The organism is Oceanobacillus neutriphilus (assembly GCF_014645515.1).
Taxonomy (GTDB): Bacteria; Bacillota; Bacilli; order Bacillales; family Amphibacillaceae; genus Oceanobacillus; species Oceanobacillus neutriphilus.
In genome coordinates this window covers 54607-71438 of sequence record NZ_BMLW01000008.1, presented here as the reverse complement: position 1 = coordinate 71438, position 16832 = coordinate 54607, and the positions used below count along the sequence as shown (strand labels likewise).

Genomic DNA, 16832 nt, shown 5'->3' with positions numbered 1-16832 from the left:
TCTCCTAACTTCTTACGCTTTTTTCTCCATTTGATAAACATAAGCAAGAACCTCTGCAACCGGCTGAAAGTATTCTTCTGGAATGACTTCGCCAATTTCTGCTGCTGCATATAATGCTCTTGCCAGAGAACGATTTTCTATCATATGTACATGGTGTTCCTTTGCAATTTCTTTGATGCGCTGCGCAATACTGTCCGTTCCTTTCGCAATAATAAACGGTGCTTCTGCCTTTGCTTCATCATATTTAATTGCAATTGCATAATGGGTCGGGTTAGTAATAATGACATCCGCGCCCGGAACTTCACTCATCATTCTTCTGGTTGCTATCTGCCGCTGTTTTTCTTTCATTTTTGATTTAATTAAAGGATCCCCTTCAACGTTTTTATACTCATCTTTTATGTCCTGCTTGGACATACGAATGTTTTTCTCAAAATCATATTTTTGATACATATAATCCAGAACGCCTAAAAAAATTAATAATGCAATAGCCGAAAATGCCATTATTGCTGTAACCCGTGCAAAGAATCCCAGTGCTCCCTCTGCATCCAAAAAAGCTGTCATGAGCATCTGATCTTTATTCATCCAAATCACTGTAAATGTTACCGCACCAACCAGTGTAATTTTTAATAGAGACTTTAAAAACTCCACTAACGCACGAATGGAAAAAATCCTTTTTGCTCCTTTAATAGGATCAATTTTTTTCAAATCAAACTTCAAAGGTTCTGTTGTAAATAAGAACCTGACCTGAAGCAGATTAGCAGCCAGACCGGAAATCACCGCAATCAGCATGATGGGGGCAACCATCAAAACTGCTTGAAAAAATGAATCATTAAACATCGTTTGAATCGAATTATTCGTCACTTCCCAATGAATGTATTCTGTAAATGATTTTTTATAAAAGCCTGTCATATGCTGCAGTATATAGCCGCCAAAAACAAACAAACCTATAAAACATCCAAGCAGCAGGACGGCTGTATTTATATCCTGACTTTTGGCAAGCCTCCCTTTTTTGCGTTCATCCTGTCTTTTCTTTGGAGTAGCTTTTTCTGTTTTCTCGCCCGCAAAAAATTGTAAGTCTAATGTCAAAAGCACATTAAGCACCTCCAAATAAAGCCATTAATTCCACCATAACACGATACATTGCCTCAAAAACATATTGTAATAAGCCGATGTAAAGTGCGAGAAAAACAAGGATTGCTGCAAAGCTGACAAGAATTTTTATTGGCAAGCCGACAACAAATACATTCATTTGCGGTACTGTACGCGCTACGATCCCCAGAGCAACATCTACTAAAAACAAACAGCCTACAATGGGGATAGCGATTTGAAAAGCAATGAGGAACATCGTATTAAATGTCGTCAGTACAAGCTCAATAATGCTCTCTTCACCAAATGGGATAAACTGATCTAATGAAATATAAGAAAAACTGTTCATCATTCCATTTAAAATCATATGATGACCGTCTACAGATAAAAGGAATAATAACGCAATGATATAGAAGTATTGACCTGTCAATGGGCTTTGTGCACCTGTTTGCGGATCTACAACATTGGCAATAGCAAAGCCCATTTGGAAATCAATAAAACCGCCGGCAACCTGAATAGCGGATACTAAAATAAATGCAATTAATCCAATACAAATACCGACAAGCGCTTCTTTCACCAGCAGAAATATATATAAATCATTCAGGGCAACATTACCGATGTCCACTGTGGAAATTAAAATAAACGTCAGAAAAAAACTGATTCCTATTTTAAATTGAACGGGAACTGACCGATAAGAGAATAAAGGCATAATAACAAAGAATGCCATAATACGGACAAAAATCAGAATGAATGCTGGAACAAGATTCCAGTTTATAATATCAATCATTTGTTCTACCCTATATATTGGTTAATATTCATGTATAGATTGGAGGTGAACTCAACGATTGTCGTTAACATCCATGGTCCGAAGAATACTAAACCAAGTAACACGGCTAAAATTTTAGGAATAAATGCCAGTGTCTGTTCTTGAATTTGTGTTGTTGCCTGAAAAATACTTACAAGTAACCCGACTGCTAAAGCAAGCAGCAGTAACGGGACAGTTATTAATAAAATTGTAAAGATCCCCCGTTCAGCCAGGGTTAATACCAATTCACTACTCATTGATTCTACCCCTCTCACTTCCAATACGTGTTAAAAAAGGGCGATAAAAAGGACCAAGAAGTTCAAGGCAGCGCAGCTTTGAGTAGCGGAATGTATGTTTGTTAATACATGAGCACCGGTTTCCCTGGGGTGAGTAATCGCAATCCCAACGGAAAAGCAAGCTAACGCAGAAATTCGCCGTGTCATTTTTGGCGACCTTTTTTAACATCCTCATCTAAAAACCACCGAGTAGTGACTGCGTAATTAAATACCAGCCATCCACCAATACAAATAGTAATATCTTAAACGGCAGTGAAATCATTACCGGCGGCAGCATCATCATCCCCATTGACATAAGAATGCTTGCGACAGCCATGTCAATAATTAAAAATGGGATAAATATCATAAAACCCATCTGAAAGGCTGTTTTTAATTCGCTGATTGCAAATGCAGGAACTAAGGTAGTTAAAGGGATATCTTGTACAGTTTCCGGAGGTTCTGCCTCTGTATAACGCATGAATAATTGCAAGTCCTTCTGTCTTGTATGCTGCGCCATAAACTCCTTTAAAGGGACACTCGCATTATCATAGGCTTCCTCCAAGGTAATCTCCTCGGCAAAGAGCGGCGACAGGCCTTGTTCATAGACTTCCGAGAAAGTCGGAGCCATGATAAAGAAAGTCAAAAATAACGCAATACCAATGAGCACCTGATTTGGGGGCATTTGTTGCGTTGCTAAGGACGTACGTACAAATGATAATACAATAATAATCCGTGTAAAGCTGGTCATTAAAATTAAAATTCCCGGAGCCAGGGAAAAAATCGTTAATAACAGCAAAAGCTTCACAGACGTAGCTATGTTCGTTGGATCAGAACCTGAAAAGATATCTATAAATTCATTCATTTAAATCGTCCTTATGCTTCTTAATAAGATCCTGGCGATTTTTGCGGATTGACTGCAGTTCCTTTGTGAGTAATTGATTAAATGATTTGTCAGATGACTTACTTGATTTTTCGTTTTTCCCTTTCGAAAAGAAGGATAAAGTATCCGGATTCTTTTCTTCTGATTGACCAATCAGCTGTTCAATCGTCTCAGGATCATCGATTTCCTCTAACAGCTCCACATTATCTCCAACGCCAATAAGATAATATCTGTTTCCAACACGGATAATTTGCACAGATTTATTTGCTCCTACAGACACCCCGCCCACATTACGCAGAAGGCCAGGCTGCTGGTTAAACCCATTTCTTTTTCCTAAAAGCTTTAATACAATATAGACTAAACCCAGTACCAAGGCCAGACCTATAATTAACCGGACAATTTGCCAGCCCATTGATGTATTTGAAGAGTCGTCTTCTACCAAAAACCCACTGTCATTTTCCAGAATACTGTCTTCCTCATTCGTATCCGGCTGCCCGTTATCTATATTTTGTTCTTCGTTACACTCCTCACCATTTTCAAGGCAGTCTAACACATTTGTTTCTGCGCTTATACTGACAGGGAGCAGCATAAAAAACAACATTCCCGCTCCCACTATATATACACGCCATAATTGCTTCTTCAATCTCGTCAACTCACTTTTTGACATCCTTTTTGAACATCCTCTTTAAATACACTACTTGGGGAGTATATACATCCCGTAATACCCCCTCCAAGTGATTTCACTTCATGCAGATGGACGCTGTTCCCTATGCATCAGTGAGAAAAGTTAAATCGTCCCACTAAATGAAGTTTACTTACCCAAGTGCTTTTTGAATAGCTTCAATCACTCGTTCTGCCTGGAATGGTTTAACAATAAAGTCTTTTGCTCCAGCTTGAATGGCATCGATAACCATAGCCTGTTGTCCCATTGCTGAACACATAATTACCTTTGCATCCGGATTTACTTGAAGAATTTCTTTTAAAGCTGCCAATCCATCTTTTTCAGGCATTGTAATATCCATGGTCACTAAATCAGGATGACTCTCCTTAAATTTTTCAACAGCTTCATTACCATCTTGTGCTTCCGCTACTACTTCAAAATCATTTTTGGTTAAAATATCCTTAATCATCATTCTCATAAAAGCTGCATCATCTACGATTAAAATCTTTTTGCTCATTTTTCTCTCTCCTCGTTATACTAATCTACTTTTTCAAATGTTGGATTCTATCTAACTGACTAACAATATCTGTTACACGGACACCAAAGTTTTCATCGATAACAACTACTTCCCCTTCAGCTACTAATTTTTCATTTACAAGAATATCTACAGGCTCCCCGGCCAGTTTATCTAATTCAATAATTGATCCTGCTCCAAGTTCTAAAATTTCCTTAATGGACTGCTTTGTTCTCCCCAGCTCAACAGTAACTTTCAGTGGAATATCCATTAACATATCCAAATTACGTTGTCCCTGACTGCTTAATGAAGGCTGTTTAAAGTCTGAAAAAGCTGCCTCCTGTATATTTGCTTCCTGCAGACTGCCATGTCTGCCCAGAATATCATCATTTTTTTGATGTACTGATTCCGTACTTGCTGCCGTATGCCTGATAGACTCTTCCGCTTGATTATTTTCCTGTTTTGGTGCTGCAGGAGAAATCGAGCTTGTATTGATATTTACTTCAGGAATATCAGCCGGTTTGGCAGCTGCTGTGTTTTCCGGTTTCTTTTCTGCCGGACTTTGTTCTGTCACAGCAGGAGCCGGATTCATTAACTGCTGTACTAATTCTTTAGCAAAATCGATTGGAACAAGCTGCACCATATTAGAATCTATTAAATTTCCAATCATTAATTTGAAGAAGACTTTCACATAAACGTCATCTTCAAACAGACCTTCTTTCTTTTCATTTCCCAATCCATGAATAATCTGTGGAGGAGAAATATCAATTTTCTTATTAAATACTGTGGACATACTTGTAGCAGCAGCACCCATCATCTGGTTCATAGCTTCTTGAACTGCACTGAGGTGCATTTCGTTCAGCTCCTTGTCCGGATTTGTCCCATCACCGCCAAGCATAATATCAGCTATTACTGCTGCATCTTCAGATTTAATGAAAAAAACATTATTGCCAGTAAAGCCCTCTATGTAATTCACTTGAACACTTACAGGTTTAAATGTAACTTCTTTTTCTAATTCCGCTTTTTTAATTGTCGAAACAGCTGGTGTTGTAATCTCTACCTTTTGGTTTAAAAGTGTAGACAGCGTAGTAGCAGAGCTTCCAAAGGAAATATTTCCAATCTCTCCTAACGCGTCTTTTTCTATACTCGTCAGGAACTCTTCCTCATTCGTCTGCTCCTGCTGGTTTTCATCCTGTTTATCATCTGATACATTAAGCAGTGCATCAATTTCTTCCTGCGACAGCTTGCCATCATTCATCATTTTCCATCACCCCATTCAGTTCCTCTAATACTTGAACAGACATTTTATGCCGATACTTGCCTGGTTGCACGAGAAACTTAAATTCATCATTCACAGCCATCTTCAACGGCGAATCAATCGCCTGGTCTAATGCAATCACATCCCCGGCTGAGAATTTCAAAAATTCATCAATATTAATTGTTGCTTCACCAAGGATTGCTTTTACTTCAACATCCGTATTTTGAAGATATAGTGACATTCTTTGGAGACTTTTTTCATCTTTATTTTTATTCGTCTGCATCCAATAGCTTGCAGAGAGCTTTGGTATAATTGGTTCCAAAATAATATGCGGAATACAGATATTAATCATACCTGATACTTCTCCAATCATTGCCGTTAAGGAAACAACAACCACCGTTTCACTTGGAGCAACTTTTTGCATAAATTGGGGATTCTCTTCAAATTCTTCTAAAACCGGTTCAATATCTGCAACAGATGACCATGCATTTTTCAAGCTGTCTTCAGCCTTCTCAAACAATTGTGTGAGCAAAAGCTTTTCAATTTCTGTCAGATTACCTTTTTTGGAATCATCGGATCCTTTTCCACCCAGCAATCGCTCCAATAACGCGAAAGCTATATTGGGGTTAATTTCCATAATCAAATTTCCATCCAATGGCTGTAAGCTATAAATATTAAGCACTGTCCGTTTTGGTACAGAGCGTATGAATTCCTCATAAGGCACCTGGTCCACAGAGGTAACATGAATATTTACATATGTCCGGAGCTGCGTAGCAAAAAAGGTTGTAAGCAATCTTGCATAGTTTTCATGTAGTCTAGAAATGCTGCGTATCTGATCTTTTGAAAAACGTAGTGCTCTCTTAAAATCATATACACGAATACGTTTTTCATCCTCTTCCTTCTTCAACTCTTCTGCATCCATTTCTCCTGATGTTATCGCTGAAAGCAAGGCATCAATTTCATTTTGTGACAATACCTCATCCATAAAATTTGGTCACCTCCTAGCATCATATAATCTATTGAAGTATCTTTTTAATGGTATATACGTCGGTAACCGTTCCTTCTGTCATCATCTCATTTAAATTCGTTTTCAGTGTATCCTCCAGATCATCGAGACCTGTCTGAAAGTCCTCTTCTTCCATAACGGCCAATTCCTTAATTAATAAATTGGTAACTTGGAAGTCTCTTTTTTGTAATTCTTCCATCGCTTTTTTATCATCTGTAATTACTTGAAATTGAACCTGCACATACCTGTCATCCTTAATATCCGTTGTTACTTCCGGTGTTTCATAAGAATGGCTGACCATATCATCAATAGATTGCTCGCCGGACACTTCTTCCGGTTCATTTACATAGATAACAATAATAAGTGTAGCTACAATGCCGACAAGTAATGTAATAAGTGCTGTAACAGTTACTTTCAATATTTTACTCATCTTTTTCACCTGCCTTTAAAGGAAGAGCAGGAAACCCAATCTGGTGATAAAATGCTGTTACCTTTTCGATAATTTCTTCTTCACTTTCTTTTACAAATACTTTTTTTCCATTTAACAAAGAAATACTTGTATCTGCATGGGCTTGAACCTGCTCAATCATTATTGCATTAAGAACAAAAGGTTCATTATTTAATCGGGTCAGTCGAATCATGATTTATCGGGACTAGCCTGAACATATTAGCTCATGCTAGTCCCTTCCTCCCTTGCTTATCGTTTTAGATTAACAAGCTCCTGTAAAATTTCATCAGATGTTGTAATTATTCTGGTATTCGCCTGGAATGAACGCTGCGCAGTAATCATTTCAGTGAATTCTTCGGATAAGTCTACGTTGGACATTTCAAGCTGTCCGGTTCTAAGTACGCCAGCACCTTCCTGTTCCGGCGTAAAGAATTCTGCATCACCCGGAGCAGGCATTATACCAGAGTTATCTGTTGCACGGTATAAATTTCCACCTAATTTTTCTAAACCATTAGGATTGGAAAAACGAGCCAAGCCTATATTTGTATTATTATCCACAACTTCACCATCTGCATCTATATACGTAACTGATCCATCTGTTGAGATACTGAAATCCTGTGAACCTGGTGGAATTTGAATTGCATTTCCAGTACTGTCTAATAAATAAAGGCCTTCCGCATTAACAATATAGCCATTATCATCAAAACCAAAGCTGCCGGCACGGGTATAATATCTATCATTGGCATCAACTGTTACCTCAGCATCTGCACCAGCCCCTTCAACAGAACCCCCACCTACAACAAACATACCGTCTCCATCAATCATAAAATCTAACGGATAATTTGTAGTTTGTGTAAATCCTTGGGTATGAACATTATTAATAGATCCTTGTTGTGAGCCAAGACCTACCTGCTTAGCATTAATTCCACCTCGAGTTTCTCCTGCCCCCTGAGCTCTTGATGATGTTTGACTCAACATATCCTGAAAATTAATTGTAGCTTTTTTATAGCCTGTTGTATTAACGTTAGCAATATTATTCCCGATAATATCTAATTTTGTTTGTGAATTTTTCATTCCTGAAATACCTGCATACATTGAACGTAACATGATTATTTCCCCTTTTTTCTTTTAATTTGACCGCTTCTGTCATTCCGCGGCTACAGGCTTCCCATAAAGGGTCCGGCCTTTTTGAATTTATAATAGAATCGTTCCATCAATATTGGTAAATACTTTTTTATCCGCCTCAGCCTGATTCAGTGCAGTAATCACTGTATTATTTTTCACACTGACCACCATTGCACTTCCATCAACAACAACCAAAGCATCCTTAACACCCTTTTGCTTAGCTTCTTTTACTTTCTCTTGAATGGATTCCCATTCCTTGTTACTAAACTGAATATTTCTCTCCCGCATGCGATCAGCTGCATGCTTGCTGACAGTCAGTCCCTGCTGCTGTTGAAGAATATCTCCAAAGGATACATTTCCTTTTTTGGGTGCCGCCTTTTTTATATATTGCTCCTGTGATATAGCTGGTACGATTGGTTGAATTGGGCGAACCATTATTCTTCTCCCTCCTCGTTATCAGAAGGGTCTGTTACATTATTTTCTGATTCATCATCTTTTTCCTGCCCTGATGTTCCTACTTCAATAACTGTATCAGCATAGATTTTCTCACCGTTTTCTAAATGGAAAACAGCCCATCCATCCTGCTGCGAAACAGAAACAACTTTACTCGATTCAATCCCTTTTTCTCTTCCTGTTTCCTCGTCAAATGTTCTGTAATTCACCGTTTCGCCAATCATATGGCTATACTGGATAGCCGGAGAAACAAGCTGATTATTAACCAGAAGCTCCATCGATTTTGACATATTCATCATTTGTTCCAGGGAAGAAAAAGTTGCCATTTGGGCTATAAACTCACCTTCATCCATGGTGTTCATCGGATTCTGGTTTTGCATCTGTGCAACCAACAATTTTAAAAATTCATCTTTTCCTAATTCAGACGAAGGTGCTCTTTGCGTCGATTGATTACTTAAATATAAAGATGGATCTATGGAAGTAATTGTTGTCACCGCCTTTCAAAAATGGGCAAGAGCCATTACAAGCTGCTTTAACCCTGTATTTGTTCTTCTTCATTTTGAGCTAATAGCTTCTCCATAAACGATTCAAATGACTCTGTTTCAGAATATTGCTCCTGTTCATTCGACTCGGAAGACTCTTCATAATGATCTGCCTGCTGCTGATCATTTGGATTTTCTTTCGAGTTTTTGGACGCATCTGTTCCATTGGAGAGCATTACATTATCCTGTTTTTCAATGGTTACCTGATGCGGAGAAAATACATTTCTCAGCTGATGCAGATTAGATTCCAATACTTCCTTCACAGCCTTGGAAGATACAAGCATTTGTACTGTCAATTCTCCATTTGTCTGAACGAAACGGATTGTCATATCGCCTAAATTCTCTGGTCTTAATTGAATTGATATCGGATTTTGTCCCCGTACAAAGCTGTACAGACGCTGACTTTGAACAAGACTTTCAATCTTATCAATCAATTCTTTGCCTGATAAACCTTTTGCCGAATCTGTTTGTCCCATATTGACGATAAATTGCTCTACTCTGGAGATAGGCAGACTCTCATGCTTCAAAACAGCCGGTGATACATCTTGATAAGACGTTTGCAGCCAGGCCGCCATTTTCGGCTCTGCACGCTGCGCAGCTTCAGATGCCGCATTTACCGATTGAGCTTCCGTCTGATCAGTAAAATTCACAGCGCCGTTCTGCTTGATAACTCCTGGGGATACCTCTTTAAAAACGGTTTGCAGCCACGTTGCTATTCTTGCTTCTGTACGCTGTGATCCTTCTATAAGAGTTGCTTTTTTCGGTTGAATCTGTATTTCTTCTGCCAGCTTCCAGCCTTGCAATTGTTTCATTATTTGCTTTACCGCCTGTTCGGCAACTGTGGGGTCTGCTTTTTCCATCTGCTGGCTTATGACTTGCATTAATTGCTGTATTCTTGCCTGCCTATTATCCTCAGCCGGTTGGTTGGCAGCTTGTCCAGCATTGCTTCCGATATCCTTCAATAATTGTTCTTCCATTAAATCTGACTCTACGAATATATCAGCTATCTGCTTTAGCATTTGCTCTGCCGTTACAGAATCAGCTCTTGATATAAATTGATTTAAATTCTGCAAAGCTTTATTTACTTCGATTGCCTTAGCGTTCACTCCATCATTTGCCTCTGTTTCTTCCGGCAAATTGGCATCCAGCAATTGATAAGCCATCTGGGTTACTGTCTGACCAACCATGAATGAGTCAGATGTTTGCATGTGCTGCTGAATATCGTCCAGGACTTCTTTTTTATCCATCTCAGGATTTTCTTGGAAGAATTGATCCCAATCCTGCTTTAAATCAGCTAACAGACTGGCTGTATCATCTATAGCTGCCATTTCATCTATTCCTAGCAACAGATTTACTATTTCATTGTAAATATCTACAGCTCTCTGTATATCTGCTTTCTCTTCCAACGGAGATAGATGCTGTTTAAGCAGTTTTTGTATAAGTAATTTCTGCTGCTCGTTATTATCTTCCATAGAAACCTCTTGTTGGGAAGCTAAGCTTTGCATTACTAATGTTAGTATTTCTTCTTGCAAACCATCATTTTCTTGCAGAATATCGAGTACTTCATCTGGTAATAGCTCCTTCAACTGTCGATACGTTTTATCCAGCTGACTCTTCTCATTTCGTTGCGTTGGGATTGATATACTGCTGGATGCCTGTCCTGCTTGCCGCATTAATAAATCACGGAAACCTGAATTCTGGTTCATCCCCTGCCTGGTATTTGTCTTTTGATTGGAAATCATAAAGTCAGGCGTACTTAATATCATCGGATTCATTTATTCACCTCCCTTCAAGTTTTTATAAAAAGAAAATCTATGTTTCTAGTACAAATTCATATTTATTAAGGGACAGCTACGTCCAGCTCAATCAACATTTTAGTATAGGTTGTTGCTGTTTCCACTTCCATTTTCTGCAAAATATCACCGCGATCACCCGTTGACATCTCCTCTAAAATATCAACTGCTAAATCGTCCTCTAAATTTTCAAGGATAGCTGCTGCTTCTTTACTTTTCATACCTTCCAGCGTTTTTGTCATAGAGCTTTTTTCTGAAGCATTTGCCTGCCCTTGCGGCTGTTCACCTTCTTGCTCTCCACCGTCGTTTTCTTCTGCATCGGCACTTTCTGTTTCTTCCAGTTCACCCTGCAAACTGCTAATCTGGTTTTCCAGGTCAGTGACGGTATCGCTAAGCTCCTGGATTTGTTCATCCTTGTTACCGATGATTTTATCTTTGCTTTCTAACTGATTCTGCAGTGCCTGCACGTCATTGGAAGCATTTTTTTCTTCATCATCTATGAACATTTCTCCAACAACGGGAATGGATTTCCCCTGTTCCTTCAGCCAATCCAATGTATTAAATCCTGCAATATGTAAAACAAAAACAACAATAACAGCCAGGATAAAGAGTGGCATAGCAATTAAAAACAGCTTCATGAAGATACCACCTGAAGATTTTTGAACTTCTGTTTCGTTTTGTTTTTTATTCTTCATCTATTTCACCTTTGCTTTTGTCTCAGATATTGTTGCATTGACATTTCATCCATAAAGCTGGCTTCCTGTCTCCTTACAATTGCTTGAGCTTCTTCTTTTTTCAATTCAATAATCTTGTCATATTTTTTATATTCAATATAAGCTTCAGATAATTTGCTTTGTTTCTTATTCATATCGTTTCTTGCTCTTTGAACTAAAAGCTGGACAGTTTGAATTTGATTTGTCAGTTTCTCAATATAAGCAGACTGTTCTTTTATTTTCTCAATCGATGTAGATGCTTGAATTGCATTTTCAAATGAATTCTCTGCAACTTCTTTTTTCTGCAATAAATTGTACAGCTCCGTAGCGATCTTCTCGAATGTTTCTTGTGATTGCGCATAAGCCTTCTGAGCTATTTGCTTCTCATTATCATGTATATCTCTTATTTTTGCTAAACTGGACATTCCAGCCATAAAAACAACTCCTTTATTCAACCAGGTTTCTCATCATTTGAACGGTTTCCTCAAAGCTTACCTGCTCATACACCCCTTGTTTTAGAAAAGAAACAATTTTGGGATAAGATGCAACAGCTAAGTCTACCTCAGGATTTGTTCCTTTTTTATAGGCGCCAATAGAGATTAACTCATTATTTTCTTCATACGCTGCAAGAAGCGTTCTTAAAACTGTTGCCATTTGTTTATGCTCATCTGTCGCAATAACATTCATCACCCTGCTGATGGACTTCAACACATTGATTGCGGGATATTGCCCTCTTTCTGCAATTTTACGGTCCAGAACAATGTGTCCATCAAGAATTCCTCTTACTGCGTCGGCTATCGGTTCATTCATGTCATCTCCATCAACCAGAACCGTATAAAATCCAGTTATTGAACCTTTTTCATCCGTGCCGGCCCGTTCTAAAAGCTTTGGTAAAATAGAGAATACGCTTGGCGTGTATCCTTTTGTTGTTGGAGGTTCACCAACTGCTAAACCAATTTCTCTCTGTGCCATAGCAACCCGTGTAACAGAATCCATCATTAAATTCACATTAAACCCTTGTTCTCTGAAATATTCACTGATAGCAGTCGCGGTATATGCTCCGCGAATTCGCATGAGTGCAGGCTGATCAGAGGTTGCTGCAACAATAATGGACTTTTTCAATCCTTCTTCTCCTAAATCATGCTCAATAAATTCCCGAACCTCTCTGCCGCGTTCTCCAATCAGTGCAATAACATTCACATCTGCATTACTATTCCTTGCGATCATTCCTAATAGTGTACTTTTTCCGACACCGCTCCCGGCAAACAGGCCAACACGCTGACCGATTCCCATTGACAAAAAACCGTCGATAGCCCGCACACCAATTTGTAATGGCTGTCTGATTGTCGGACGGGAAAGCGGATTAGGAGGCTTTCTCTCCGTCTGATATCTTGTTAAGCCTTTTGGTAATGATTCCGAATCAGCAAGTGGCTTTCCCAATGGGTCTAATACATGGCCTATCAGACTTCTTCCTACTTTCACCATTAATGGATTACCGGTAGCTTCCACTAAGCAGCCTGAGCCAACTTCATTGACCTCCCGATAAGGCATCAAAATAATCTTTTCATTTTGAAAGCCTACTACTTCTGCTAAAATAAGATTTTCATCATTTGTACTGGTATGTATGTAACAAACCTCACCAATATTTGCTGCCGGTCCCTCTGATTCAATCATTAATCCTACTACTCGAACAACTTTCCCAAATCGCTTGTATGAATCGGTTTTTTCAATTACTGAGATGAGTGCCTCCGTATTCATTGCACACCCTCCATAACATAGTCCATTAATGCCTCTCTTATTTTTTGAAGCTGTGTATTGACACTTGTTTCCACCTGTCCATGAGGGTATTGAATAATACAGTCTGTTGTCTGGATATGTGGGTCTGCATGGATAGACAGCTTTGTATCGTCCCCTATCAGACGCTGAAGTTCTTCCTGGTGAGAATGAACCGCTTCATAATAATCCGGGTGGACAATAATTATAATAGACGGCTGGGACTTCACATCCTCAATAGCTGCCTGGATCAGTTCCATAATATAATCCGGCTTTTCCTTTAACTCCTGATGCAGAATTTTATTTGCAACAGTCATGGATATCTCCACGATGCTTTCTGTTTGCTTTTCCAAAGTTTGATGGTAATCCTCTTTTGCTATATCAATGATATGATTAGCTTTATTCAGTTGGCCTTCAAACTGCTGAAAAGCCTCTTGCTTCCCATCCTCATATCCTTTTTGAAATCCTTTCTTCTGAGCTTCCTCAATGAGCTTTTGTTTTTCTTCTTCCCACTTGCTGCGAGCTTCTTTTATCTGATTATCAGCTTCTTCAATCCGTCTCCCCTGCTGTTCTTCAATAGAGGCTAACTCCTGTTTTTGTAAGGTAATAGTTTCGGATAATTGCTGATGTACTTTATTCGCGTCCTCTTGATGCGTATCTAATGGAGGAACAATGGATTCAATCGGTTTAATCGATATTTGTTTTTTATAACTAGACAATAATATCGTCTCCTCCGCCTCGCGCGATAACAATTTCTCCTTTTTCTTCCAGCCCACGTATTACATTGACAATTCGTGTTTGCGCCTCTTCTACATCTTTTAGACGCACCGGTCCCATATATTCCATTTCCTCTTTAAAAGTGGTTACCATCCGTTCCGACATATTATTGAAGACAATATCTTTCACTTCATTGCTGGCAACTTTAAGGGCTAATCGTAAATCATCATTATCCACTTCTCTGATGACACGCTGAATGGCACGATTATCCAATGTAACAATATCTTCGAATACAAACATTCTCTTTTTAATTTCTTCTGCTAAATCCGGATCCTGTGACTCTAAAGCATCTAAAATTGTTTTCTCAGTTGCACGGTCTACCCCATTAAGTACCTCTACCACCGTTTGAATACCGCCAGTCTGTGTGTAATCCTCTGTCATAGAAGAAGATATATTTTTTTCTAACACCTGCTCTACCTGGCTGATAATCTCTGGCGATGTTGAATCCATCGTAGCGATTCTGCGGGCAACATCTGCCTGCACATTTTTAGGCAGGGCAGAAAGGATTTGGCCGCTTTGCTCGGCATCTAAATAGGAAAGGATAAGTGCAATGGTTTGCGGATGCTCTCCTTGAATATAATTTAGAACCTGCTGCGGGTCTGCCTTCCTTGCAAAATCAAATGGTCTTACCTGCAAGGAAGAGGTCAGACGATTGATAATACTCGATGCCTCCTGCTTCCCAAATGCCTTTTCCAAAACTGTTTTGGCATATCCTATACCTCCTTGAGAGATATAATCCTGCGCAACTGCAATCTGATGAAATTGATCTAATATGTCTTCTTTTAAATGTGAATCTACCTTTTTAACAGAGGAAATATCTAAGCTGAGTTTCTCAATTTCTTCTTCTGATAAATACTTATACACTTGCGCTGATACATCCGGACCTAATGAGATTAAGAGAATGGCTGCTTTTTGTCTTCCTGTTAGTGTATTTTTTCTTGCCATAAATAAAACCTCCTAGTCTTCATTCATCCAGCTGCGTAACAATTTCGCAAATTCTTCTGGTTTTTCATTTGCAATTTTCTCAAGTTGTTTTCTCCTGATAACCTCTTCAGTATCTTTTGTGGTAGCCAGATCAGGAATAACCGGTTCCTCGTTATTGGTTACAGATGTTAATGGCCGTTCTTCCTGTATCTCTTCTTCCATCCATTCTTCCTCAGTACGATTTCTTCTGAGCATAACTATTAAAATAACTATGACAATTAGTAATATTCCGCCGGCAATATATAGCCATAATGGAATTCCTGATCCAGATGGTTCTTCCTGTTCTCCGGCAGAAGCGCTGAACTCCTGGAAAACAATCGACGTATTAGCAACGTTCTCTTCATCCTGTAAATCAGCATCAACCGACGTTTCAATGATAGAATTCAGAATGGATTCGACACCTTGCTGCACGTCTGTCTGTTCCTGCTGATTTAAAAATTCTGTTTCTCCATCTGCACCTTGCCTTGTACTGTTAACTGCAACCTGTATACCTAGGTCTCTGACTTGGTAAGGACTTTCTACTATCTCACGACGGATACGATTAAACTCATAATTAATGGTTTCTTTATCTAATTCATATTCACCATCATCGCCATCACCCGCAGGGAAGTTAGCAATATCTTCTTCTCCGGTGCCCACAACATCGTCCGGGCCTCCTTGACCTGCATAAGACTCCTGAATCGTTTCTAAGCTGACAGGAATGCCTTCCATTGCTTCTAAATCGACAGGCTCTACTAAATCTTCCGTCCGGTTCTCCTGTGAAAAATCAATATCTGCAGTAACAGAAACAACAATATTTTCATTGCCTAACATGGTACCGAGCATTTGCTGTAATCTTCGTTGAATATCCCGCTCTACATCTTTCTTAATAGATTGCTGATTTGAATATGTATCCTGCCCTCCGGCAAATTGCGTATCCCGATCATAGTATTCAAAATACTGGTTCATAATGATAATATCTTCCGGATCCAAATTGGGAACTGCCTTTGATACCAGATGATAAAGTCCTTCGACCTGATTTCCTTCAAATTGATATCCCGGTTGTGTATGCAGCATAATAGCAACACTTGCTTCCCCTGCTGACTCATCAGCAAATACAGGCTGCTCCGGCATGTTGATCATGACATTCGCATCTTGTATGCCATCAATTCCGGAAATCAAATTCCCAAGTTCTGTTTGCATCGCATCCAGCTTCATAACACTAAATTCATTCTCCGTAATTCCCCAGGAGGCATTTTCACTAAAAAATGAATAATCTATACTTCCACTGCTTGGAAGGCCCATAGAGGCAAACTCCAACAATAACGAATCAACCTGCTCTTCAGGAACCAGAATAGATGTCCCGCCATTTTCAAGCTCATATGGAACAGCTCTTGTATCCAATTCGCCCGTAATCTGACCGGCTTCCTGCAGGGATAAATTATTATACAGAGGAACATATTTCGTATTTGCAGTAAAGAAAACCATCGCAGCAATCAGCATAATAATCAGTATTACTCCACCAATCATGGTCCCTTTTTGCCCCTTAGATCTGGATTTCCAAAAAGTAAAAGTGGATTCTTTCCATCTCTGTAATCTCTCTTTCATATACACTACCCTCACTAAATTCAAAAAACTGTAATCTTTATTCTTATTTATGATGTGCGGTTCCAAAACGCCAACAATTTTTAATATTGCTACTAAACGCAATTTTCCGGCAGGGAGTACCCCGGTTCCAGCCGCACAACGCGGGCAAATTC

20 protein-coding genes are annotated in these 16832 nt (G+C 39.1%); all 20 read right to left on the bottom strand.

What is annotated here, in order from left to right; translation table 11 throughout:
* Nucleotides 1–12: 12 nt before the first annotated feature.
* Nucleotides 13–1092, bottom strand: coding sequence for a flagellar biosynthesis protein FlhB (gene flhB, locus IEX29_RS13970; protein ID WP_188735002.1), 1080 nt, complete (start codon nt 1090–1092; stop codon nt 13–15).
* Between the two features lies 1 nt (nt 1093).
* The gene (gene fliR / locus IEX29_RS13965) at nt 1094–1873 is read right to left on the bottom strand and encodes a flagellar biosynthetic protein FliR (protein ID WP_188735001.1); all 780 of its coding nucleotides are present in this window, start codon (nt 1871–1873) and stop codon (nt 1094–1096) included.
* Between the two features lie 5 nt (nt 1874–1878).
* On the bottom strand, nt 1879–2148 hold the full coding sequence (gene fliQ / locus IEX29_RS13960; protein WP_040980134.1) for a flagellar biosynthesis protein FliQ: 270 nt from the start codon (nt 2146–2148) through the stop codon (nt 1879–1881).
* Between the two features lie 214 nt (nt 2149–2362).
* Nucleotides 2363–3028 (bottom strand): flagellar type III secretion system pore protein FliP, encoded by a 666-nt coding sequence (gene fliP, locus IEX29_RS13955; protein ID WP_188735000.1) that lies wholly within the window; start codon nt 3026–3028, stop codon nt 2363–2365.
* Entirely contained in the window at nt 3021–3713 is a 693-nt protein-coding gene (fliO, locus tag IEX29_RS13950; RefSeq protein WP_188734999.1) for a flagellar biosynthetic protein FliO, read from the bottom strand. The genes fliP and fliO overlap by 8 nt, the downstream gene beginning before the upstream one ends.
* 148 nt (nt 3714–3861) lie before the next feature.
* Nucleotides 3862–4224, bottom strand: a complete 363-nt coding sequence (locus IEX29_RS13945) for a response regulator (RefSeq protein ID WP_188734998.1) — start codon at nt 4222–4224, stop codon at nt 3862–3864.
* A 25-nt stretch (nt 4225–4249) separates the two neighbouring features.
* Nucleotides 4250–5482 (bottom strand): flagellar motor switch phosphatase FliY, encoded by a 1233-nt coding sequence (gene fliY / locus IEX29_RS13940; RefSeq protein WP_188734997.1) that lies wholly within the window; start codon nt 5480–5482, stop codon nt 4250–4252.
* Entirely contained in the window at nt 5472–6464 is a 993-nt protein-coding gene (fliM, locus tag IEX29_RS13935; protein ID WP_188734996.1) for a flagellar motor switch protein FliM, read from the bottom strand. Before fliM ends, fliY begins: the two co-directional genes overlap by 11 nt.
* A 31-nt stretch (nt 6465–6495) precedes the next feature.
* Nucleotides 6496–6915: a flagellar basal body-associated protein FliL gene (fliL, locus tag IEX29_RS13930; RefSeq protein WP_188734995.1), complete on the bottom strand. Its 420-nt coding sequence runs from the start codon at nt 6913–6915 to the stop codon at nt 6496–6498.
* Nucleotides 6908–7126, bottom strand: a complete 219-nt coding sequence (locus tag IEX29_RS13925) for a flagellar FlbD family protein (RefSeq protein ID WP_077601171.1) — start codon at nt 7124–7126, stop codon at nt 6908–6910. The genes fliL and IEX29_RS13925 overlap by 8 nt, the downstream gene beginning before the upstream one ends.
* Before the next feature lie 56 nt (nt 7127–7182).
* Complete coding sequence (flgG, locus tag IEX29_RS13920) at nt 7183–8040, bottom strand: flagellar basal body rod protein FlgG (protein WP_188734994.1); 858 nt, start codon at nt 8038–8040, stop codon at nt 7183–7185.
* An 87-nt stretch (nt 8041–8127) separates the two neighbouring features.
* The gene (locus IEX29_RS13915) at nt 8128–8493 is read right to left on the bottom strand and encodes a TIGR02530 family flagellar biosynthesis protein (RefSeq protein WP_188734993.1); all 366 of its coding nucleotides are present in this window, start codon (nt 8491–8493) and stop codon (nt 8128–8130) included.
* On the bottom strand, nt 8493–9005 hold the full coding sequence (gene flgD / locus IEX29_RS13910; RefSeq protein WP_308423644.1) for a flagellar hook assembly protein FlgD: 513 nt from the start codon (nt 9003–9005) through the stop codon (nt 8493–8495). Before flgD ends, IEX29_RS13915 begins: the two co-directional genes overlap by 1 nt.
* Nucleotides 9006–9043: 38 nt before the next feature.
* Nucleotides 9044–10828: a flagellar hook-length control protein FliK gene (locus IEX29_RS13905; protein ID WP_188734992.1), complete on the bottom strand. Its 1785-nt coding sequence runs from the start codon at nt 10826–10828 to the stop codon at nt 9044–9046.
* 65 nt (nt 10829–10893) lie between these two features.
* Entirely contained in the window at nt 10894–11541 is a 648-nt protein-coding gene (locus IEX29_RS13900; protein WP_188734991.1) for a MotE family protein, read from the bottom strand.
* Between the two features lie 5 nt (nt 11542–11546).
* Nucleotides 11547–11993, bottom strand: coding sequence for a flagellar export protein FliJ (fliJ, locus tag IEX29_RS13895; protein ID WP_188734990.1), 447 nt, complete (start codon nt 11991–11993; stop codon nt 11547–11549).
* A gap of 13 nt (nt 11994–12006) precedes the next feature.
* Nucleotides 12007–13317 (bottom strand): flagellar protein export ATPase FliI, encoded by a 1311-nt coding sequence (gene fliI / locus IEX29_RS13890; protein ID WP_188734989.1) that lies wholly within the window; start codon nt 13315–13317, stop codon nt 12007–12009.
* Nucleotides 13314–14051: a flagellar assembly protein FliH gene (fliH, locus tag IEX29_RS13885; protein ID WP_188734988.1), complete on the bottom strand. Its 738-nt coding sequence runs from the start codon at nt 14049–14051 to the stop codon at nt 13314–13316. The genes fliI and fliH overlap by 4 nt, the downstream gene beginning before the upstream one ends.
* The gene (gene fliG / locus IEX29_RS13880) at nt 14044–15054 is read right to left on the bottom strand and encodes a flagellar motor switch protein FliG (RefSeq protein ID WP_147209551.1); all 1011 of its coding nucleotides are present in this window, start codon (nt 15052–15054) and stop codon (nt 14044–14046) included. Before fliG ends, fliH begins: the two co-directional genes overlap by 8 nt.
* Nucleotides 15055–15066: 12 nt before the next feature.
* Entirely contained in the window at nt 15067–16680 is a 1614-nt protein-coding gene (fliF, locus tag IEX29_RS13875; protein ID WP_188734987.1) for a flagellar basal-body MS-ring/collar protein FliF, read from the bottom strand.
* Nucleotides 16681–16832: the final 152 nt, after the last annotated feature.

Coding starts and splice junctions, on each gene's coding strand:
- fliF (WP_188734987.1), bottom strand. CDS start 16,680: ATGAAAGAGAGATTACAGAGATGGAAAGAATCCACTTTTACTTTTTGG.
- fliG (WP_147209551.1), bottom strand. CDS start 15,054: ATGGCAAGAAAAAATACACTAACAGGAAGACAAAAAGCAGCCATTCTC.
- fliJ (WP_188734990.1), bottom strand. CDS start 11,993: ATGGCTGGAATGTCCAGTTTAGCAAAAATAAGAGATATACATGATAAT.
- IEX29_RS13900 (WP_188734991.1), bottom strand. CDS start 11,541: ATGAAGAATAAAAAACAAAACGAAACAGAAGTTCAAAAATCTTCAGGT.
- fliL (WP_188734995.1), bottom strand. CDS start 6,915: ATGAGTAAAATATTGAAAGTAACTGTTACAGCACTTATTACATTACTT.
- fliQ (WP_040980134.1), bottom strand. CDS start 2,148: ATGAGTAGTGAATTGGTATTAACCCTGGCTGAACGGGGGATCTTTACA.
- IEX29_RS13915 (WP_188734993.1), bottom strand. CDS start 8,493: ATGGTTCGCCCAATTCAACCAATCGTACCAGCTATATCACAGGAGCAA.
- IEX29_RS13905 (WP_188734992.1), bottom strand. CDS start 10,828: ATGAATCCGATGATATTAAGTACGCCTGACTTTATGATTTCCAATCAA.
- fliI (WP_188734989.1), bottom strand. CDS start 13,317: ATGAATACGGAGGCACTCATCTCAGTAATTGAAAAAACCGATTCATAC.
- flgG (WP_188734994.1), bottom strand. CDS start 8,040: ATGTTACGTTCAATGTATGCAGGTATTTCAGGAATGAAAAATTCACAA.
- fliR (WP_188735001.1), bottom strand. CDS start 1,873: ATGATTGATATTATAAACTGGAATCTTGTTCCAGCATTCATTCTGATT.
- fliY (WP_188734997.1), bottom strand. CDS start 5,482: ATGATGAATGATGGCAAGCTGTCGCAGGAAGAAATTGATGCACTGCTT.
- IEX29_RS13945 (WP_188734998.1), bottom strand. CDS start 4,224: ATGAGCAAAAAGATTTTAATCGTAGATGATGCAGCTTTTATGAGAATG.
- fliP (WP_188735000.1), bottom strand. CDS start 3,028: ATGAATGAATTTATAGATATCTTTTCAGGTTCTGATCCAACGAACATA.
- IEX29_RS13925 (WP_077601171.1), bottom strand. CDS start 7,126: ATGATTCGACTGACCCGATTAAATAATGAACCTTTTGTTCTTAATGCA.
- fliM (WP_188734996.1), bottom strand. CDS start 6,464: ATGGATGAGGTATTGTCACAAAATGAAATTGATGCCTTGCTTTCAGCG.
- fliO (WP_188734999.1), bottom strand. CDS start 3,713: ATGTCAAAAAGTGAGTTGACGAGATTGAAGAAGCAATTATGGCGTGTA.